Annotated in this window: 18 protein-coding genes and 1 tRNA gene; 8 read left to right on the forward strand and 11 right to left on the reverse strand. The window is 65.3% G+C overall.

From position 1 onward, the window contains the following. The first annotated feature begins 70 nt into the window (after positions 1-70). Positions 71-1,246 (forward strand): phosphoserine transaminase, encoded by a 1,176-nt coding sequence (locus GN330_RS03645; RefSeq protein ID WP_156711291.1) that lies wholly within the window; start codon positions 71-73, stop codon positions 1,244-1,246. A gap of 124 nt (positions 1,247-1,370) precedes the next feature. Continuing rightward, complete coding sequence (serA, locus tag GN330_RS03650; RefSeq protein WP_156711292.1) at positions 1,371-2,969, forward strand: phosphoglycerate dehydrogenase; 1,599 nt, start codon at positions 1,371-1,373, stop codon at positions 2,967-2,969. A gap of 13 nt (positions 2,970-2,982) precedes the next feature. Here serA and GN330_RS03655 read toward each other — a convergent pair whose 3' ends face one another. Further along, entirely contained in the window at positions 2,983-3,888 is a 906-nt protein-coding gene (locus tag GN330_RS03655) for a DMT family transporter (RefSeq protein ID WP_156711293.1), read from the reverse strand. 134 nt (positions 3,889-4,022) lie between these two features. On the opposite strand from GN330_RS03655, the gene GN330_RS03660 reads away from it, so the two are divergent. The 4 genes from GN330_RS03660 (at position 4,023) to GN330_RS03675 (ending at position 7,442) form a co-directional block, all read left to right on the forward strand. Continuing rightward, positions 4,023-5,447: a S8 family serine peptidase gene (locus tag GN330_RS03660; protein ID WP_156711294.1), complete on the forward strand. Its 1,425-nt coding sequence runs from the start codon at positions 4,023-4,025 to the stop codon at positions 5,445-5,447. A gap of 184 nt (positions 5,448-5,631) precedes the next feature. After that, on the forward strand, positions 5,632-6,009 hold the full coding sequence (locus GN330_RS03665; RefSeq protein ID WP_156711295.1) for a hypothetical protein: 378 nt from the start codon (positions 5,632-5,634) through the stop codon (positions 6,007-6,009). 177 nt (positions 6,010-6,186) lie between these two features. Beyond that, the gene (locus GN330_RS03670; RefSeq protein WP_156711296.1) at positions 6,187-6,753 is read left to right on the forward strand and encodes a sigma-70 family RNA polymerase sigma factor; all 567 of its coding nucleotides are present in this window, start codon (positions 6,187-6,189) and stop codon (positions 6,751-6,753) included. Then, positions 6,750-7,442, forward strand: a complete 693-nt coding sequence (locus tag GN330_RS03675) for a hypothetical protein (RefSeq protein WP_156711297.1) — start codon at positions 6,750-6,752, stop codon at positions 7,440-7,442. The genes GN330_RS03670 and GN330_RS03675 overlap by 4 nt, the downstream gene beginning before the upstream one ends. Before the next feature lie 72 nt (positions 7,443-7,514). Here GN330_RS03675 and GN330_RS03680 read toward each other — a convergent pair. From GN330_RS03680 to GN330_RS03690, 3 genes are all read right to left on the reverse strand, one after another. Then, positions 7,515-7,590 (reverse strand) — tRNA-Glu (locus GN330_RS03680). A 130-nt stretch (positions 7,591-7,720) separates the two neighbouring features. Continuing rightward, positions 7,721-7,963, reverse strand: a complete 243-nt coding sequence (locus GN330_RS03685; RefSeq protein WP_197435022.1) for a VOC family protein — start codon at positions 7,961-7,963, stop codon at positions 7,721-7,723. Between the two features lie 7 nt (positions 7,964-7,970). Then, positions 7,971-8,366, reverse strand: coding sequence for a fimbrial protein (locus GN330_RS03690; RefSeq protein ID WP_156711298.1), 396 nt, complete (start codon positions 8,364-8,366; stop codon positions 7,971-7,973). A 104-nt stretch (positions 8,367-8,470) separates the two neighbouring features. On the opposite strand from GN330_RS03690, the gene GN330_RS03695 reads away from it, so the two are divergent. Together GN330_RS03695 and rpoH are read left to right on the forward strand one after the other, a co-directional pair. Then, the gene (locus GN330_RS03695; protein ID WP_156711930.1) at positions 8,471-9,484 is read left to right on the forward strand and encodes an RluA family pseudouridine synthase; all 1,014 of its coding nucleotides are present in this window, start codon (positions 8,471-8,473) and stop codon (positions 9,482-9,484) included. A 175-nt stretch (positions 9,485-9,659) separates the two neighbouring features. Beyond that, positions 9,660-10,571 carry an RNA polymerase sigma factor RpoH gene (rpoH, locus tag GN330_RS03700; protein WP_156711299.1) on the forward strand — a complete coding sequence of 304 codons (912 nt, stop codon included), beginning with the start codon at positions 9,660-9,662 and terminating at the stop codon, positions 10,569-10,571. Between the two features lie 40 nt (positions 10,572-10,611). On the opposite strand, the gene GN330_RS03705 is transcribed toward rpoH, so the two are convergent. From GN330_RS03705 to tolB, 7 genes are all read right to left on the reverse strand, one after another. After that, entirely contained in the window at positions 10,612-12,174 is a 1,563-nt protein-coding gene (locus GN330_RS03705) for a hypothetical protein (RefSeq protein WP_156711300.1), read from the reverse strand. Between the two features lie 71 nt (positions 12,175-12,245). Next, a complete protein-coding gene (locus GN330_RS03710; RefSeq protein ID WP_156711301.1) occupies positions 12,246-13,544 on the reverse strand; it encodes an adenylosuccinate synthase in 1,299 nt (432 codons plus the stop codon). A gap of 206 nt (positions 13,545-13,750) precedes the next feature. Next, positions 13,751-15,691: an ATP-dependent zinc metalloprotease FtsH gene (ftsH, locus tag GN330_RS03715; protein WP_156711302.1), complete on the reverse strand. Its 1,941-nt coding sequence runs from the start codon at positions 15,689-15,691 to the stop codon at positions 13,751-13,753. A gap of 117 nt (positions 15,692-15,808) precedes the next feature. Next, positions 15,809-17,143 (reverse strand): tRNA lysidine(34) synthetase TilS, encoded by a 1,335-nt coding sequence (gene tilS, locus GN330_RS03720; RefSeq protein WP_197435023.1) that lies wholly within the window; start codon positions 17,141-17,143, stop codon positions 15,809-15,811. Next, on the reverse strand, positions 17,137-17,973 hold the full coding sequence (ybgF, locus tag GN330_RS03725) for a tol-pal system protein YbgF (protein WP_246188487.1): 837 nt from the start codon (positions 17,971-17,973) through the stop codon (positions 17,137-17,139). The genes tilS and ybgF overlap by 7 nt, the downstream gene beginning before the upstream one ends. 230 nt (positions 17,974-18,203) lie before the next feature. Then, a complete protein-coding gene (gene pal, locus GN330_RS03730; RefSeq protein ID WP_156711304.1) occupies positions 18,204-18,701 on the reverse strand; it encodes a peptidoglycan-associated lipoprotein Pal in 498 nt (165 codons plus the stop codon). 220 nt (positions 18,702-18,921) lie between these two features. Further along, positions 18,922-20,211 (reverse strand): Tol-Pal system beta propeller repeat protein TolB, encoded by a 1,290-nt coding sequence (gene tolB / locus GN330_RS03735; protein WP_246188548.1) that lies wholly within the window; start codon positions 20,209-20,211, stop codon positions 18,922-18,924. Positions 20,212-20,225 lie beyond the last annotated feature (14 nt).

Here is a 20,225-nt window from a genome sequence, read left to right on the forward strand (position 1 = left end):
TGGCTCTATCGCCGTCCGTGGGCCACCCCTCCCCACCGAGGGGCGAGCTATCTGGAAGGATAGGAACGCGATGACGACATACCCCACGCCCGGACTCCGTCCGGAAAATCCCAATTTCTCCTCCGGTCCCTGCGCGAAACGTCCCGGCTGGTCACCAGCCGCCCTCGACGTCTCCACTTTGGGACGCTCCCACAGATCGAAACCCGGCAAGGCGGCGCTGCAACAGGCGATTACGCTCACGCGCGACGTGCTTCAGGTGCCGGCTGACCACATGATCGGCATCGTACCGGCCTCCGACACCGGCGCGGTCGAGATGGCGTTGTGGTCGCTGCTCGGCGCGCGCGGCGTCGACATGGTCGCCTGGGAATCCTTCGGCTCCGGCTGGATCACCGACGTGGTCAAGCAGCTCAGGCTCGACGATGTGCGCCGCATCGAGGCCGATTACGGCGAATTGCCCGAGCTTTCGCGGATCGATTTCGACCGCGACGTGGTCTTCACCTGGAACGGCACCACATCGGGCGTGCGCGTTCCGAACGGCGACTTCATTCCCGCAGACCGCAAGGGGCTGACCATCTGCGACGCGACCTCGGCCGCTTTCGCCCAGCGTCTCGATTTCGAGAAGCTCGATGTCGTCACCTTCTCCTGGCAAAAGGCGTTGGGCGGCGAGGCGGCCCACGGCGTGCTGATCCTGTCGCCGCGCGCCGTCGAACGCCTGGAGACCTACACGCCCGCCTGGCCGATGCCGAAGATTTTCCGCCTGACCAAGGGCGGCAAGCTGATCGACGGCATCTTCAAGGGCGAGACCATCAACACACCCTCCATGCTGTGCGTGGCCGACTATCTGGACGCGCTCGGCTGGGCGAAGTCGGTTGGCGGGCTCGACGGCCTGGTCGCCCGCGCCGACGCCAATTTCGCCGTCATCGACACCTTTGTCGAAAGTTCGGCCTGGGCCGCGCATCTGGCCCTCGTGCCCGAGACACGGTCGAACACCTCCGTCTGCCTGTCGATCGTCGACCCCGAGGTGACCGCGCTCGACACCGACAAACAAGCCGCCTTTGCCAAGGCCATGGTCGCGCTGCTCGACACGCAAGGTATCGCCTACGACATCGGCGCCTATCGCGACGCGCCGCCGGGTTTGAGAATCTGGGCCGGCGCGACCGTCGAGACCGCCGATCTCGAGGCGCTGATGCCCTGGCTCGACTGGGCCTTCGCCACCCAGAAAGCCGCGCTCAAGGCAGCCGCCTGACCGCGCTGCCGCCGCGCCGGCCCGGCCGGCGGCGGCCCTCCACATCGACCACGGAACCCGCGCCGCAGGGTCGCCACGCGATCCCTCTTCCGCAGGAAGAGCCGGCCAACCGGAAGGAAAACCCATGCCCAAAGTGCTCGTTTCCGACAAGCTGTCCCCGACCGCCGTCCAGATCTTCAAGGATCGCGGCGTCGAGGTCGACTACATGCCCGATATCGGCAAGGACAAGGACAGGCTCCTCGAGATCATCGGCGACTATGACGGCCTCGCCATCCGTTCCGCGACCAAGGTTACGGCCAAGCTGATCGCGGCCGCCACGAACCTCAAAGTCGTCGGTCGCGCCGGCATCGGCGTCGACAATGTCGACATCCCCGCCGCCTCGCGCCGCGGCATCATCGTCATGAACACGCCCTTCGGCAATTCCATCACCACGGCCGAGCACGCGATCTCGCTAATGCTCGCCGTCGCCCGCCAGATCCCCGAGGCCAATGCCTCCACCCAGGCCGGAAAGTGGGAAAAGAACCGCTTCATGGGCGTGGAAATCACCGGCAAGACGCTCGGCGTCGTCGGCTGCGGCAATATCGGCTCGATCGTGGCGACCCGCGGCGTCGGCCTGAAAATGCACGTGATCGCCTTCGATCCGTTCCTGTCGGAGAAGCGCGCCGTCGAACTCGGCATCGAAAAGGTGGATCTCGACGAGCTGCTTGCCCGCTCCGACTTCATCACCCTGCATACACCGCTGACCGACAAGACCCGCAACATCATCAACGCGCAGTCTATCGCCAAGATGAAGGACGGCGTGCGCATCATCAACTGCGCCCGCGGCGGGCTGATCGTCGAGGCCGACCTGGTGACGGCACTGAAATCCGGCAAGGTCGCCGGTGCCGGTATCGACGTCTTCGAGGCCGAACCGGCCACCGAAAACGCGCTGTTCGGCCTCGATAACGTGGTCTGCACCCCGCATCTCGGCGCCGCCACCAGCGAGGCACAGGAAAACGTCGCGCTGCAGGTTGCCGAACAGATGTCGGATTATCTGGTCAAGGGCGCCGTCACCAACGCCATCAACATGCCCTCCATCACCGCGGAGGAAGCGCCGCGACTCAAGCCGTTCATCAAGCTGGCCGAAGTGCTCGGCACCTTTGTCGGCCAGGTGACCGAGGATCCGATCAAGGAGGTCGAGATCCTGTTCGACGGGCAGACCGCGTCCATGAACACCAGCGCGCTGGTCAGCGCGGCGTTGGCCGGTCTGATCCGACCACAAGTCGCCGACGTCAATATGGTCTCGGCCCCGATCATGGCCAAGGAACGTGGCGTCATCCTGTCGGAGATCAGGCGTGACAAGTCCGGCGTCTTCGACGGTTATATCAAGCTCACCGTCAAGACGCCGACCAAGACACGCACGATCGCCGGCACCTGTTTTTCCGATGGCAAGCCGCGTTTCATCCAGATTAAGGGCATCAATCTGGAGGCCGAGGTCGGCGAGCACATGCTCTATACGACCAACCAGGACTCGCCCGGCATCATCGGTCTGCTCGGATCGGTGTTGGGCAAGGGCGAGGTCAACATCGCCAACTTCCAGCTCGGCCGCAACCGGGCAGGCGGCGACGCGATCGCGCTGCTTTATCTGGACGCGCAGATCCCCGACGCCGTTCTGGCCGAGCTGCGCGCCAACCCCAAGATCGACTCGGCCAAGCCGCTGCATTTCGACATCAACGGCGGCTGACGCCGGCCACGCCTCAGGGCTCGGCCGGGGAACGGGCCAGGCGCCGCCCCGAGCGCTCGGCGATGAAGATACCGCCGAGCGTCATCGCCAATGCCAAGGCGTGATAGGGGCGCAGATCCTCGCCGAGCACGAGGATCGACAGCACCGTTCCGAAGATCGGCACCAGGTTGACGAACAGCCCGGCGCGGTTCGCCCCGATCAGCTCGACCCCGCGCACGTAAAAGACCTGGGCAAGCAGCGACGGAAACAACGCGATAAAGGCGACCAACGCCCACCCTCTCCCGTCGGGCCAGACCAGCGCCCCGAAAGCCTGTTCGGCGGCCACGAAAGGCAGGGTTCCCAAGAAGGCAGCGGCCGACAGGACCATTATGAAGCTCTGCCAGTGGATCGCCGGCCGGAAGCGCAGCGCGACCGTGTAGCCGGCATAAACAAGCACCGCGCCCAGCATCAGCGCATCGCCGATATTGAGTTCCAGCGCCAGCAGCCGCGCCGGCGCGCCGTGGCTCGCCACAATAACGACACCGGCGACCGAAACGGCGAAGCCGATCATTTGCCCCGGTGCGACGCGCACGCGGAAGACCAGGAAGTTAAGCAGAAAAATGAACATCGGAATGCCGCCCTGCTCGATGCTGACATTGATCGCGCTCGTATGGGCAAGGGCGGTGTAAAGCGCAACGTTGAACAAGGTGAAGCCAAAAAATCCGAGCAGGAAAAGCACGGCGAGATGCCGCCGCACCAACAGCCAGTCGACCCGCAACCGCCGGTGACCGACGCAGAAAAGTACCAGAAAGGCCGCCGCCCAGCGCAGCGCCGTCAGCACCATCGGCGACACGTGGCCCACCGCCAGCTTGCCGGCGACGGCATTGGCGCCCCAGAAAAGGGTTGTCGCCAAAAGCAGGAAATAGGCGTTGCGCTGCATGGGCCAAGTCCGCTGGAGGGCAGGCCTTGGCCTACGCAGTTCGCGTTGCGATGTAAATCCATCCCCGCGGCGCTTCTATCGGCGGCCAAGATGGAGTAGGCTTGCAACGAACAAGGAAGCAGGACGCTTGTCGCATGCTTCAGACCTCGCCAGCCGGCCTTCGCCGCCACGCGTTAGCGTTTGTGCTCGCCATCGTCGTCGGGCTCGTTCTCGTGTTCTGGCACAGTTCGACGGCCACCGCCCGCGACGGGGCGCTGCTCGTCAATCCCCGGCAGCAGGCGACGCCGGAACCGAAGCCGAAAAAAGTCGAAACCAGAAAAGCCCCGGCAGCCGCCCAACCGGCAAAAACCACGCGCAAGAAGGCGACGACGCCGCGCAGCGCCACGCGCAAGCCGACGCGGCGCAAGACCCGGGCACGTGTACCCAGCGAAACCGCGCCAAGCGGTAGCCCGCCCACAGGCGAAACCCGCTTCGTCGCCGACGAAGTGATCGTGCGTTACCGGCTTGCCGCCGCGCAACCGGCGATGGACGCTCTGGTGCGGCGCCTCAATCTGCGCCATATCGAGGGTCGAACCTTCGCGCTTGCCGGCATCACCGTTCATCGCTACGCCATTGTCGGCGGCTCGCCGGTCACAACGGTGATCGCCGCCCTGGAGGCCGATCCAACGGTGGTCTACGCCCAGCCCAACTATCTCTACGAGCTGGCCCAGGCTGCTGCCGCCGCGTCCGGCGGCCCGCAATACGCGCTCACCAAGATGGCGATCGAGGCCGCCCAGGCCGTCACGACCGGCAAGGACGTGCCGGTTGCCGTGATCGATTCGGCCATCGACGTCGCCCATCCCGAACTGGAGGCGGCCTCGGTGGAAACCGCCGACGTTACCGGCAATGCCCCGGAGCCGCACCAGCACGGCAGCACCATCGCCGCACTGATCGCCTCGCGCGGCACGTTGCGCGGCATCGCACCGGACGTGAGGATGCTCGGCATTGCCGCCTTCGATGTCGACGCGCATTCCGGCGCGGTCAACAGCAGTTCGTGGCGGGTCGCCGCGGCCATCGACCGTGCGCATCAATGGGGAGCGCGGCTGGTCAATATGAGCTTTGCCGGCCCGAAGGATCCGCTGATCGCGCGCAGCGTCGCCGGCATGGAGAAGCGCGGCATGATCGCGGTTGCGGCCGCCGGCAATGCCGGTCCCGACGCGCCGCCGCTCTACCCGGCCGCCTATGCCGGCGTAATCGCGGTAACCGCGACCGACCGCAACGACGCAGTCTTCGCGAAGGCCAATCGGGGCGACTATGTCGCGCTCGCCGCGCCCGGTGTGGAAATTCTCGGCATCGCACCGGGCGGCCGCTACGTCGTGTCGTCCGGCACCTCGCTGGCCGCGGCCCATATCAGCGGCCTGGCCGCACTGCTGCTCGGCCGCGCCAAGGGCCTGTCGGCAACCGAGCTTCTCGACGCACTAACTGCGTCCTCGCACGACCTCGGCGACCCGGGCGTCGACCCTATCTACGGCGCCGGCCTGCCCGACGCCGGCACCGCGATAAGCCAATTCGGGTCCTGAACCGCACCGCCACACCGGAACCGGCCTCATGGCCGCACGCAGCGCCTGCATTATTTTTATAGAAAATTCAAATCCTTAAAGGATATCGCGGTTTTTCTCCGTGGATTGTGAACCTTTTGCCGCGTCGTTGCGACCAACGGACATGGCTTTCGGGCCTGGCGAAAAGCAAACCCTGGAGGACACCATGCTGACCAAATTTCTCACCACCGCGATCGTTTCCGGTCTCATCGCCACCGCTGTCGCACCCGGCGCAGCCTATGCCCGCGATGGCGCCGGGTTGCCATTTGCCCGCATGCACAATCCCGACGGCTCGACCGTCACCTCGCGCGGCCGCCGCGACGGTTCGCGCGTGGAGACCCACCGCAACAAGCGTGGCAAGGTCGTGAAGCGCGTTCCGCACCGCAAGCCCATCGTTCGCAAGGGCAAGCGCCGCAGCGTGCCGTGGGCCAGTTCCTACGACCGACGCACCGGCACCAGCATCACCGCGATCGGCAATGGCAATGGCACCCGTACCGTCATCACCTTCGGTATCGGCGGTTTCGGTATCCATATTTCGCGCTGAATACGGACAAGACCGGCGTCAGTCCCGCCGATCCCGGCGGGCCTGACGTCGCGACAGATCGGAGACCGGCCATGAAGGCGCCGCATGTTTCACCTGGACCAAAACATCGGCTAGGCTGCACCGATACGCTCATGCGGTCGCGACAGCCGCCGACCGTCGGGAGGGCCAGCCACGCCGATGCAGGGTGCGCAGGAAACGGATACGGTCTTGTTGAGCCGGATCGGCACGGGCGACCGCGCGGCCATGCAGGTGCTTTACGCGCGCCATTCCAAGCGCCTCTATCACTATCTGCTGCGCCTGACCCGCGACGGCGCCACGGCCGAGGATCTGGTCAACGACGTCTTCATCGACCTGTGGAAGGGCGGCAGCACGTTCGAGGGTCGCGCCCAGGTTTCGACCTGGCTGCTCGCAATCGCTCGCTACAAGGCACTCTCGGCGCTGAGACGCCGCAAGCAGACGGTCGATTCCGATGCCGCGCTGGAAAACTGGGAGGAACCGGGCGATACGCCGGAAGTCGCCGCCCAGAAGGCGGACAAGGGCAAGAGGTTGCGTGCCTGTATCGAGCAGCTTTCGGCCGAACACCGCGAGGTAATCGACCTGGTCTATTACCAGGAGAAATCCGTCCGGGAGATCAGCGACATCGTCGGCATCGCCGAGGCAACCGTCAAGACGCGTATGTTTTACGCCCGCAAAAACCTTTCGGCGCTGATGGCGCGAGCGGGGCTTGATAGAGGCTGGCCATGACAAAGACCCTGACACGCCACGAGCGCGAGGAACTGGAGTTGCTGCTGCCGTGGTACGCGGCCGGCACGCTCGAGGAAGACGAGCGGCGGCGCGTCGAGATCGCCCTCGAAGCGGACTCGGATCTGGCCAATAGCCTCGCTCTTGTGCGCGAGGATCGCGATGCCGCGCTCGAGCTGATCGCGCAAGACGCGGTTCCCGCCTCGATGGCGGCGCGCTTCGACGCCGCGCTCAACGCCGCGCCACACCCCTCAGAAGCCCACGAGTCGGCACCTGCCCGTCCGTCCGGCGCGGGACCGGCGGCCCGGTTCGGCGCCTGGCTGTCGCAGCTTCTGTCGCCACCGCGGCTGGCCGTGGCCGCGCTCGCCGCCGCCGTTCTGATCGCGGTTCAGGCCGGGCTCATCGTCTCCCTGCTCGGCCCGGGCGCGGACGGGAGCGGCTTCACCGTCGCCAGCGAGGAGGACGACGACGCGCAAGCCGCTGGACTGGCCGTACTCGTCCAGTTCGCGCCCGATCTCGACATGACCGCGTTCGCCGCCTTCCTTGACCGGTCGGGCGGACGCATCGTCGACGGCCCGCTTCCGGGCGGTTTGTTCAAGCTGCGCTTCGCCGACGCCGCCGACCCGGACAAGCTGGTGGCCCGGCTGCGCGCCGAGATCGAGGTTTTTACCCTGGTACTGCCGAGCGAATGACACAGCTCGGCGACATCGCGAAATTCGCCTGATTGGCGAACCGCACCGTAAGACCATGAAATGAAAAGGAAATGGTACTCCCAAGGGGACTCGAACCCCTGTTTCCGCCGTGAGAGGGCGGCGTCCTAGACCACTAGACGATGGGAGCCCGGAACCGCGCCGATATAGGCCTTCGCACGAATAAATGCAACATCGCGCAATGGCCAATCGACATTTCTGTCGCGGGCGCGGCGCGGGCCGGTTGCACGGCCTGCCGGATCAGTCGCGGCGCGGCGCGATCAGATCCCACAGATTGCCGTAAAGGTCTTCGAAACGGCTACCGCACCATAATCTTCGCGCCGTGGCGCCTCGCGAAAGGCGACGCCGGCCGCGCGCATGCGGCGATAATCGCGGTCGAAATCGTCGGTCTCGAGGAACAGGAACACCCGCCCGCCCGTCTGGTCGCCGATCCGCGTCGCCTGGCGCGCATCCGTGGCCTTGGCCAACAGAACCCGGGCGCCATCTTCTCCCAGCGCCGGCACCGGGCGCTCACTGTACGCGGATATCGTAGCGGCCCAAAAGCCGGCGTCCGCGCAAATCGTAGACGAAAATCGCCACCTGCCCGTCCGGCAGGGCGACGTGCAGCGCGATCCGCTCGCCCGATAACGACTGCGACAGGATCCGAGCGCCGGCCGGCAGCGCAATTTCGGCCTCCACGAACGGCGTGTCAGCGGGCGCGGGAACCGGGCTGTCGCCCGCGGTTTGGGGCGCGTTGCCGGAAAAGCTCACCTTGTAGACAACCGCCCCCAGCACGGCCATAACGGCCACGAACAGGATACCTAGGTTGACGGCGACGAATCGGACCAGCTTACGGCGCACTTTTTCGGCAGCCGGATCGAGCGGCTTTTCATCGGCCTCCTCGGTGGGAAATTGCGGTCGTTCCATGGACGGTGTTTCCGTAGCGGACGGTCGATCTTGACGAGCGCCACTGATAGCCGAGGCACCACTAGATGGAAAGAGGCGGCGACGTGAGGCAAAGTCACGCGGATATGCGCGCCGGCGACGAGCGCAGCTTGACCGTCGAGGACGAGGCGGCCGGCGGTCGGCTCGACCAATGGCTGGCCGGCCGGCTGGACGGCGCGTTGTCGCGTAACCGCATCCAGGGCCTGATCAAGGCAGGCGCGGTCACGGTCGGCGGCCTGATCGTGCGGGAGCCCAAACATAAGCTCGCCGTCAATGATCACGTCACGCTGATCCTGCCCGAACCGGAACCCGCCGACCCCGAAGGCGAGAACATCGCGCTCGACATCTTGTTCGAGGACGATCATCTGATCGTGCTCGACAAACCGGCCGGCATGGTCGTGCATCCGGCCGCCGGCAACTGGACCGGAACGTTGGTCAACGCGCTCCTCCATCATTGCGGCGACACCCTTTCGGGCGTCGGCGGGGTGCGCCGCCCCGGCATCGTGCACCGGCTCGACAAGGACACCAGCGGTGTGATGGTGGTGGCCAAATCCGACATCGCCCATCGCGGCCTGGCCGCAGGCTTTGCCGATCACGGCCGCGACGGCACGCTCGAGCGCGCCTACGCGGCCTTCGCCTGGGGGGCGCCCGAGCGTGACATGGGCACGATCGAAGCCGCGCTCGGCCGTTCGTCAACCGATCGCACCCGCCGCGCGGTGGTTGCGTCCGATCGGCCCGACGCCCGCCAGGCCATCACCCACTACAAGGTGATCGAGCGCTATCGCGCGGCCGACGGCAATGACGACGTGGCCGCATTGTTCGATTGCCGCCTGGAAACCGGCCGCACCCACCAGATCCGGGTTCATTTGGCGCATATCGGCCACCCGCTGATCGGAGATCCGGATTATGGCCGCGCCCTGCGCACCAAGGCAAACCGCCTGCCCGAACCGGCCCGCGATCTTGCGCGCGCCTTCCCGCGCCAGGCCCTGCACGCGCGCCTGCTCGGCTTTCGTCATCCGGTAAGCGGCGAAACCATGCGGTTCGAGACCGCCCTACCGGACGACCTCGCCCAACTGGCTGCTTGCTTGCGCGCGCCATAAAAGTGGATAATTTTTGTTCACTTTAGAGTGATTGGCGTTTCCGGTCGGAAGAGACCGTGAAATCGCCCGAATCCTACCTATATTCCTTATATGGTGGCGGTGCGCCTTCTATGCGACCGCGCCTTACGGGCCCGCCGGTTCTCGGGGGCAAATTCCATCGGAGGGAGGGTGCTTTATGGCCCAGACATTACCCAGTATCGTATCGGGAGAAGGCGGGCTTAGCCGCTATCTCGAGGAAATCCGCCGATTTCCCATGCTGCAGCCGGAAGAAGAATACATGCTCGCCAAGCGTTATCACGAGCATGGCGACACGGAGGCTGCGCATAGGCTCGTCACCAGCCATCTGCGGCTCGTCGCCAAGATCGGGATGGGGTATCGCGGTTACGGCCTGCCGATCGGCGAAGTCATTTCTGAAGGCAATGTCGGCCTCATGCAGGCCGTGAAGAAATTCGAGCCGGAGCGCGGTTTCCGCCTCGCCACCTATGCGATGTGGTGGATCAAGGCGGCGATCCAGGAATATATCCTGCGTTCCTGGAGCCTGGTCAAAATGGGCACCACGGCCAACCAGAAGCGACTGTTCTTCAACCTGCGCAAGGTCAAGAGCAAGATCCAGGCGCTCGACGACGGCGACCTCAATCCCGAACAGGTCAGCGAGATCGCGACCCGGCTCAACGTCAGCGAGGAAGAAGTCATCTCGATGAACCGCCGGCTCTCCGGCGACGCCTCGCTCAACGCGCCGATCCGCGCGACGGAAGGCGAATCGGGCGAGTGGCAGGACTGGCTGGTCGACACCAGCCGCTCGCAGGAGGAAATCCTGGTCGAGCAGGACGAACTCGAAAACCGGCGCGGCATGCTCGGCGAGGCGCTCGGCGTCCTCAACGAGCGCGAGAGGCGCATTTTCGAGGCCCGCCGGCTGTCGGAAGACCCGCTCACGCTTGAAGAGCTTTCGGGCGAATTCGACATCTCGCGCGAGCGCGTGCGTCAGATCGAGGTACGTGCTTTCGAGAAGGTACAGGAGGCCGTCAAGGCAGCGGCGAAACGCAAGGATCAGGCAATCCGCACCATCGACGCCGGTGCCGAAGCCTGATCGAACGGCCGCGGTCGGCACGCGTTCCACGCTCCAAGATCTAACCGCTGGAGGCGGCTTCCCACGCCTTCAGCGCTTCCTCGAAGATCTTCTCGCCCGGCAGGCCCTTTTCCATGGTGACCAGCGCCCGTCGTCCCGATTTGTAGACGATCGGCAGGTCGATCCAGTTCTGGTCGCGCAGCATGCGCATGTTCTGCACGACCTCGGTGTCGGCATCGTTGAGCGCAACCAGGAAGAACCCGTCGGCGATCTTGGCCGGAATCCCGCGCAACGGATTGCCGGCCGCCTGCTCGGTCTCCTTCATCGTCATCCTAAGCACATTGTCGATCGGACCGCTGGCGAAATTCTCCGGCGTCAGGAAAATCAGCTCCACGATATGACTTGCCGGAAGGGTCTGGTCGGCGTTGCGACGGATGGTCAGGCGCAGCTTCAGATCCTTGTCGGGAATAATCGCCTCGGCGCGGATCGCCGGCTCCGGCGGCAGATCGTTGCCGGGCGATTCCTGCGCCAGTGACCACACCACCGTTCCCGAATCCGCGGTTCCTTCCGCGACGGCCGTGCGTTCCTCATAGAAGATCGCCTTCTGCGCCACCGGTATGCCCGCCTCGCCGGCCGCGCCCGGCTCGCCGCCATTGTCGCCGGCTTCCGCGGCCGCCTCGCCGGTGCCCGGCAACGGCTCGCCCTCGGGCTGCGTTGCCGCCGCCATCGACGTACCCTCGCCGATAGAGGTTTCCCCGCCGGCCGGGCCTTCGTCGATTTCGCTACCATCCGTGTTGAGACGCTGGGTGAATTTCTGCGGTTCCTCGGCCGCGGTTTCGGCCGGGGCGACCGGATCCGGCGCCGTTGCCGCTTCCTCCTCCGGTTCGGCTTCCGGCTGCGGTTCCTGCGTTTCGGCGACGGGCTCGCTAACTGCCTCCTCACCCGCGTCCTGCGCCGCGATTTCGGTTTGCCCTTCCCCGAACAGACCCGCGAACCCGTCCTTGTTCAACCACATCGCGTAGGCCGCGCCACCGACAAGAATCACCACCGCGGCGGCCGCGATCCATCGACCGAATGACGGCCGCGCACCCCTGTCAGCGGGTGGCGGCGGCACGTCTTCCGGTGCGAATTCGGGGTCGGCCAGCGGCTGCTGATCCGCATTGTCCGCCGTCTGAAAATCGACGTCGACCTCCGGCCCTTGAACCGAGCTTGACGCAGGCGGCGAGGCGGGCGGGGTAGCGGGTGCGCCCTCGGCGACCGGCTTGACACCCCCGGGCCTGGGGCTGGCTATCGGCGCCGCCGGCGTAACGGCGGCCGCCGGTTCGGATTTGGCCTTGTCCGGCTTCGGTTTGGAAAGGTCGGCAAAAAGCGCGTCCAGTTCCGCGAGTGGATCGGAAGGTTCTGCCGGCGCCTTTGCCTGGAATTCCCGCTCGATCTCGCGAATGGCGTTTTCGAGTTGCTGGCGTTGCCGCTCGGCGATGGCCTCAGGCGGCGGCGGATTCATGGCGGCCAGCTTGGCGCCAATCGTCGCGCGAGCCTTCTGATAGACCTTCTCGCGAATTTCGGGCGTGGTTTCGCCCAGATTCCCGATCGTTTTTTTCAGAACCGCTACGAAATCTGCCATTCGTCGCCGACCTGTCCTTCCTTTTCGTGCGGCGAACCGGCCATGTCCCCGCCCCGCGCCGGTGCGCCAAACTAATCCTGAAACGGGTCCGTCACAAGTATGGTGTCGTCACGCTCCGGACTGGTTGAAAGCAACGCGACCGGCGCGCCGATCAGCTCTTCCACGTAGCGCACATATTTGACCGCCTGGGCCGGCAAATCGTTCCAGCTCCTGGCACCCCTGGTGCTGTCTTTCCATCCCTCGAGCGTCTCGTAGATCGGTTCGGCTCGCGCCTGCGCGCCCTGGCTGGCGGGCAGGTAGTCGATCTCACGACCGTCGAGCCGATAACCCGTGCATACTTTGATTTCATCGAGACCGTCGAGGACGTCGAGCTTGGTCAAAGCGATGCCGTCCATGCCGTTCACAGCCACCGACTGACGCACCAGCAACGCGTCGAACCAGCCGCAGCGCCGTTTGCGGCCGGTCACGGTGCCGAATTCGTGCCCCTGCTGACCGAGGAAATCGCCAACCTCATTGTCCTGTTCGCTTGGGAAAGGTCCTTCCCCGACCCGCGTGGTATAGGCCTTGGTGATCCCCAGCACATAGCCGATCGAACCCGGACCCGTGCCCGAGCCGGTGGCGGCCTGACCGGCCACGGTGTTGGAGGAGGTCACGAACGGATAGGTGCCGTGGTCGATGTCGAGCAGGCTGCCCTGCGCGCCCTCGAACAGGATGCGGTCACCGGCCCGGCGGGCATCGTCGAGAATCTTCCAGACCCGGTCCATATAGGGCAGCACCTTATCTGCAACCTCCTGAAGCTCGGCCAGGATGACGCCGGGCTCGGCTTGCGGATGCCCCAGGCCGCGTCTGAGCGCGTTGTGGTGGGTCAGCAATCGATCGACCTTTTGTGCGAGCGTCGCCGGATCGGCGAGATCCATGACCCGGATGGCGCGACGACCGACCTTGTCCTCGTAGGCCGGGCCGATGCCCCTGCGGGTCGTTCCGATTTTCGTACCGGAATCCGAGGCGGCATCTTCGCGATAACCGTCGAGTTCCCTGTGCAAAGACAAGATTAGCGACGTGTTTTCGGCAATTTTCAGGCGCGACGGCCCGATATCGACACCCTGCTCGCGCAAACGTTCGATTTCGGCGACAAAAGCGTGCGGATCGAACACGACGCCATTGCCGATGACCGACAGCTTGCCCGGCCGTACGACCCCTGAAGGCAACAGCGACAGCTTGTAGACCTTGCTGTCGACGACGAGCGTGTGGCCGGCATTGTGCCCGCCCTGGAAACGCACGACGAGGTCGGCGCGCTCCGAGAGCCAGTCGACGATCTTGCCCTTGCCCTCGTCGCCCCATTGCGAGCCGACGACCACCACATTGGCCATGTTAAATCCTCTCTTGAATTTAGGGCGCGAGCACCCGCCGGACGGGCGCGCTTCTAGCCGCTTTCATGGCTGAATGGAATGGCTATCGCGTGCCGGGCGACAAAACAGCCTCGCAATACGGCCGCACCGAGACTTCGGTACGGCCGCTGCCGGTTCAGTGATAGTCGACGACCGGGAAAACCTGCGCCTCCCCTGCAGGGCAGGCGTCAGCCCTGCGGCTGCGGTTCCATGCCCCCTTCGGGTTCGTCGCCGCCCGTCTTCTTGCCTTCGCTGCGATGGCCCGCCTTCGGCACCGCCGACCCGCGCGACGGCGGCGTATCGTCGCCCTGGTCGCGCGACGGTTTCTGGCCGGCGATCAATTGCTTGATCTCGTCGCCTGACAGCGTTTCGTATTCCAAAAGCCCCTCGGCGATCGCGATCCAGGCCTTCTTCTTCTTGGTCAGGATGCTGCGCGCGGAATCGTAAGCCTCGTCGATCAGGCGCCGCACCTCGGCGTCGATGAGCTGCTGGGTTTCCTGCGACATGTTCTGCTGGCGCGCCACCGAATGGCCGAGGAAGACCTCTTCCTGGTTTTCGCCATAGGCGACCTGGCCGAGCTTGTCGGAAAAGCCCCAGCGCGTGACCATGGCGCGCGCCAGCTTGGTTGCCTGGTCGATGTCGGAAGCGGCGCCCGAGGTGATGTTTTCCTTGCCGAACTTGATTTCCTCGGCCACGCGGCCGCCCATCATGATCGCCAGCCGGGAGATCATGTATTTGTAGCTCATCGAGTAGCGGTCGCCCTCGGGCAACTGCATGACCATGCCCAGGGCACGGCCACGCGGGATGATCGTCGCCTTGTGCAGCGGGTCCGACGCCGGCACGTTGAGCGCCACGATCGCATGGCCGGCCTCGTGAAAGGCGGTGAGCTCCTTTTCCTCCTGGGTCATGGCGTGCGAGCGCCGCTCCGCGCCCATCATCACCTTGTCCTTGGCGTCCTCGAACTCGGCCATGGTGACAAGCCGCTTGTTGCGCCGCGCGGCCAGCAAGGCCGCCTCGTTGACCAGGTTGGCGAGATCGGCGCCGGAAAAGCCGGGCGTGCCGCGCGCCAGGACCTTGAGGTCCACATTAGGCGCAAGCGGCACGTTGCGCACGTGTACTTTCAGGATCTTCTCGCGTCCGGAAACGTCCGGGTTGGGTACCACCACCTGCCGGTCGAAACGGCCCGGGCGCAGCAGCGCGGGGTCGAGAACGTCCGGCCGGTTGGTCGCCGCGATCAGGATGATGCCTTCGTTGGTCTCGAAACCGTCCATCTCGACCAGAAGCTGGTTGAGCGTCTGCTCGCGCTCGTCATTGCCGCCGCCCAGGCCGGCGCCGCGATGGCGGCCGACCGCGTCGATCTCGTCGATGAAGATGATGCAGGGAGCGTTCTTCTTGGCCTGCTCGAACATGTCGCGCACGCGGCTGGCGCCAACGCCGACGAACATTTCCACGAAGTCGGAGCCCGAAATGGTGAAGAAGGGCACATTGGCCTCGCCGGCAACTGAGCGCGCGAGCAGGGTCTTGCCGGTTCCGGGGGGACCGACGAGCAACACGCCACGCGGAATCTTGCCGCCGAGGCGCTGGAATTTCTGCGGATCGCGCAGGAACTCCACGATCTCCTCGAGATCTTCCTTGGCCTCGTCGACGCCCGCCACATCGGCGAAGGTCACCCGGCCATGCGCCTCCGTCAAAAGCTTGGCCTTCGATTTGCCGAAGCCCATCGCGCGTCCGGATCCTGACTGCATCTGGCGCATGAAGAATATCCACACACCGAGGATCAGGATCATCGGCAGCCAGGAAATCAGATAGCCGAACAAAGTATTCGTGCCGTCGGATTCGGGACGGGCATTAATGGTCACGCCACGCTCTTCAAGACGCGTCACCAGCGACGGATCGCCGGGAGAATAAGTCTGGAAGCCGCCGCCGCCATCATTGTAGGTGCCGGTGATGCGCTCGCCCGCAATCGTCACCGATTTGACACGGCCTGACGACACTTCCTGAATGAACTCGGAATAGGCGATCTCGCGTGAGCTGCCGCGCTGCTGCGGGGTCTGAAACAGATTGAACAGCGCGATCAGCAGGACGGCGATGATCGCCCACAGCGCGAGATTGCGATAATTAGGATTCATACGTTGCGTCCCGTACGCGTCAGATGCGGCGACGCGTGTGCCTCGCCCAGTGTTGGGCCTAACATAGGGTTGGGCTGCCCCGTTGCCAAGCGATTGGCTCCGGCTCGGTTAAGGAGTTTATGCGGCATTGTGACCGCGCAATGGCGGTGCCGGCAAAGGCGGGCAGCCGAACAGCGCGCCGAGCGCGGCGGCCGGCTCGAAATCGAACACCGGCAGGTAGCAGGCAAAGGGCGACACGACGCGCGCAAATCCGCTCGCGCCGTTATCGATGTCGCGCCCGTCCGCGTCCATGAAAACCGGCTCTCCCGCTAGCGCCGCGCGCTGCAACGCGGCCGGGCAGTCAGGGTCGGCGACCACCGGTCCGCCCGGGCGTCCACGGCCGCGCGTTTCCACCGCGACCGCGCCGGCAGGGATCGTTTCGATCCGGTAACGCTGGTCCCACAGCGCGCCGACGCGAGCCGGCACGGCGCCGGTCCAGCCCGCGCGTAGTTCGCGATAAAGGAAGATACCCGTCTTGCGGGCATCGATCACCGCGCCCGCGAGGGTCGCGCGAACCGGACCGCCGGCAAGCCGGGCAAACAGTTTGTCGGCCCGACCGTCCTCGACCAGTCGGGCACGCCCTCCCACCACCGCAACCAGGGCGGACAAGGCAAGGCCGGCAGCGGACGCGTCGTCGGTCCGGGCGACATCGGGGTCGAGGCGAACGAGGCCCGGCGCCGGCATTCGCGCACGATCACGCACGACCGCCGCGGCGCGCAAGCCGAGCGCGACGCGCTCCCCCTGCGCCGCGCGGCCCGCCGATACCAGCGCATCCGCCAAGCCGGGATCGGCGGCGAGACAAGAGCGCGCCCGCACCCGTTCATAGGCGCGATCCTGATTGCTGGGATCGTCGACCCAGGCGAGACCACGCCCGCGCAGCATATCACGCAAGGTCGCGCGCGCTATGTCGAGCAGTGGGCGCATCACCCATACCCTGCCGCGCAACAGCGTCGCCGGCGCGATCCCGGCGAGGCCGCGGCCCGCCCCGCGCGCACGGCGCATGAAGACCGTCTCCGCCTGGTCGTCGCGCGTATGGGCGGTCATGATCATCGCCGCTCCGCTCTCCCGCGCCGCCTGGAAGATAAGGTCGTAACGCGCCTGGCGTGCCGCCGCCATCAGTCCGGTATCGGGCTTAGCGCCCTGCCAGGCGAGGATGCGATGAGCAATGCCGAGCCGCGCGCATATCGCGCCGACATGATGCGCTTCGCGGGCGGCTCCAGGGCGCAGTCCGTGATCGACAGTGACGGCGAGGATTGCCCGATCGCGCGCGTGTCGACTGAAATGGTCGTTGAGAAGCACAAGCAAGGCGAGCGAATCGCCGCCACCCGATACGGCAACCACGACCGGGCCGGCCGCAGGCAAGACGAGATCGGAAAAGAGTTGGTCGGGATCGATGCCGGCCGTGCTCAACAACCGGCGAGCGCCTGTTCGGCCTTCACCCGTTCCTTCAGCGCCGGCGAGATATTGCGGTAGCGCTTCCCGATCTCCAGATAGGTCGCGCAGGCAACATCGCGCTGGTTCAAAGCCGCCAGCGACACGCCGAGTTTCAGCAGCATGTCCGGCGCCTTGCGCGAATCGGTATAGTCGCGGCTGGCGTTCAAGAACACCTCCGCAGCACTGCGATATTGCTCCATGCCGAGCAGCGCCTCTCCGAGCCAGTAATGGGCGTCCGGTGCCTTGGCGTCGTTGGGAAAGCGCGCAATATGCTCGCGAAAGCCGGCCTCCGCCGTCGGGTAATCGCCCGAAAGAATGAAGGAATAGGCGTTGCGGTACAGCTCTTCGGGATTGTTGGTGTCCGGCAGGGCGGCCACCACGGTGTCGTCGGTATCGCCGCCATCGGCCCTTGGAACCTCCACTCCGGGCAGAGCCCCGTCGTCCTTGGCGGCAACACCGCCGGTCGGATTGCCATCGGCGTCGAAGGTGATGGTGCCCAGCGTGCGTGGCGGTTCGGCGTGTTTGGGCGGGTCTGCATCGGCCGTCCGTCGTTCCGCCGAGGTCGCGCCGGCATCGGAGCGCTTTTCCTCGATTTGCTGGAAGCGGAACTCGTTGTCTTCCTGCATCTTGCGCACCTGATCCTGCATCTGCAGGATCATGAAGGTCAGTTCCTCGACCTTGCCGGTAAGCTGGCGCACCTGCTCCTCGAGTTGGCCGACGCGCGGCTCGGTCGCCTGGACCCGATGCAAGAGACCCTGTTCCGGAGCCGTCCACTGCGTCGCGGCAAAAGTGAAGTCGGGTCGTGCCATGCCGGCCGGGGAGCCAGCGCTGGCGGGTCCGCTCAATAGGAACGGCATGATAGCCGCCGCCCAGATTAGTCTATTCGGTTTCATCCAATGTCTCGCTTCGGGGCAGAATTGCCAGGCTCGGAAAGCCCGTTCGAACAATATCAGTGCCCGCGAGTTCGGCCAAATTTTGATGATCGATCCCGAATGGCCGACGGCCTCGCGATCGATCATCGATTATGGCCCGGACCGGGTCAGCTTCCGGCGCCGTTCAGCACCGTGACCGCACGACGGTTCTGCGACCAGCAGGAAATGTCGTCGCAGACCGCCACCGGCCGCTCCTTGCCGTAGGTGATCGTCTTGATACGGTTGGCCGCGACGCCGCGCGCCACCAGGAAGTCGCGTGCCGCCGCCGCGCGGCGAGCGCCGAGCGCGAGGTTGTATTCGCGCGTGCCGCGCTCGTCGGCATGGCCCTCGACGGTGACGGCGAAAGAGCCGTACTGGTTCAGCCATTGCGCTTGCTTGGCTAGCGTCGCCTGGGCATCGGCCCTAATCAGCGTGGAATCGGTATCGAAGAAGATGCGGTCACCGACATTGACGGTGAAGTCTTGGGCCGAGCCGGGCGTGGCCGACCCAAGGCCGAGATCGGCCGGATTGTTGGGAACCTTCTTGGATGCGCAACCCGCGACGGCGAGCGCCATGAAAAGCGCGATGGCCGCCGGATTCCGTGTGAGCGCTGCGATACGGCGCATGACCGCCACTCCTTCGCAAATGGATGGGTTTCTTTGACGCTCCAGTAACCACGTCGGGGTTAATCGGCAGCCAAGAAACGCGGTTAATTCTTCGTTACCCGATGGGCATGGCCGTCCGTCCAACGGCCCGTGGCAGCGCCAATGATGGCGAAATACGGCGGAAACACGACCCAATCGCCAGAAATCGCCGCATCCACGCCGAAATACGCGCGGATCGCCCTCATTCCAGCAATGGCGACCAGGCCGGATCGGAGGCGAAATTGGGGCTGGCGATCGGCTGCTCGTTGCGTCCAGTCAGGTCGATCGAAAACAGCCGCGGCCCCGCCGAGCCGGCCGGCTGGCGGAAGAACATGATCACCCGGCCGTTCGGGGCCCAGGTCGGCCCTTCCTGGCTGAAGCCGCTCGACAGGATCCGTTCGCCGGACCCGTCGGTGCGCATCACGCCGATCTGGAATTCGCCGCCCGACTGCTTGGTGAAGGCGACCAGATCGCCGCGCGGCGACCAGACCGGGGTCGAATAGGAGCCGTCGCCGAACGAGATGCGGCGCTGATTGGAGCCGTCGGCGTTCATGACATAGATCTGCGCCCGGCCGCCGCGGTCGGAGGTGAACACGATCTGCGTGCCGTCGGGCGAATAGGACGGCGAGGTGTCGATCGCGCTCGAATCGGTCAGCCTGGTGGTCGTGCGGCTGCGCAGATCCAGCGTGTAGATGTTGGAATTGCCGTCGTCGCGCAGCAGGCTCATGATCACCTTTTGCCCGTCGGGCGAGAAGCGCGGCGCAAACGTCATGCCCGGGAAATTGCCGACCAGTTCGCGCTGCCCGGTCTCGATCTGCAGCAGGTAGACCTGCGGTTGGCCGCTCTCGTACGACATATAGGTGATTTCCTGCCGGTTGGGCGAAAAGCGCGGCGTCAGCGCGATCGCCCGGCCGTCGGACAAATAGCGCGCATTGGCGCCGTCCTGGTCCATGATCGCCAGCCTTTTCTTGCGCTGGTTCTTTGGGCCGGACTCGTCGATGAAGACGATGCGGGTGTCGAAATAGCCCTTTTCCCCGGTTAGGCGCTCGTAGATCGCGTCGGCGATGATATGGGCGACCCGGCGCGTATTGGCCTTGGAGGCGAAGAACTGCTCGCCGACCAGTTGCTGGCCGGCGAACGTGTCCCAGAGCCGGAATTCGGCCCGCACGCGACCGTCGCTTTCCTGGGTGACGCGGCCGGTGACGAGCGCCTGGGCGTTGATCACCTTCCAGTCCTCGAAACGGGGTGCAGCGTCGGGGTTGGAAATCTTCTCGATGAAGGCGCCACGATCGATCGGCGCGAACAGCCCGGAGCGTTGAAGGTCGGCCGCGACGATGTCGGAAATCTCCTTGCCGAGCGTGTCGCCGGACAGGAATTCGGTGATGGCGATCGGCAGCGGCTCGATCACGCCCTTGTTGACGTCGATCTCGACCAGCGCGCGCGCCGGCTGCGTCGTCAGGACGCCGGCGACGGCCAGCGTCACGGCAAGCATCACGGATTTGAAGA

Source organism: Nitratireductor arenosus (assembly GCF_009742725.1).
Lineage (GTDB): Bacteria > Pseudomonadota > Alphaproteobacteria > Rhizobiales > Rhizobiaceae > Mangrovimarina > Mangrovimarina arenosa.